At 66.9% G+C, this 248-nt stretch carries 1 protein-coding gene; it reads left to right on the forward strand.

Annotation, left to right across the window (positions count from 1 at the left end):
* The coding region (locus ACQG3P_RS21320) for an FtsW/RodA/SpoVE family cell cycle protein (RefSeq protein WP_426806167.1) at positions 1–248 on the forward strand (248 nt) is incomplete at both ends.

Genomic DNA, 248 nt, shown 5'->3' on the forward strand with positions numbered 1-248 from the left:
AGCATGCAGAGTTTCGTCTCGATCGGCGTGAACCTGGGCATCCTGCCGACCAAGGGCCTGACCATGCCACTGATTTCGTCTGGCGGTTCGAGCATCCTGATGACCTGCGTGGCGATGGGCCTGCTGCTGCGAGTGTCCTACGAACTGGACCGTGCCGAGCGCCGCCAGGCCGTGCGCATGGGCGCGGCAGAACATGATGATGCCGCGCCGGTCGATGCGCCGGCCCGTGCCAGCGCCGTGGCCGCAGA

The sequence above is a fragment of the Stenotrophomonas sp. SrG genome, from assembly GCF_050031795.1.
Taxonomy (GTDB): domain Bacteria; phylum Pseudomonadota; class Gammaproteobacteria; order Xanthomonadales; family Xanthomonadaceae; genus Stenotrophomonas; species Stenotrophomonas rhizophila_A.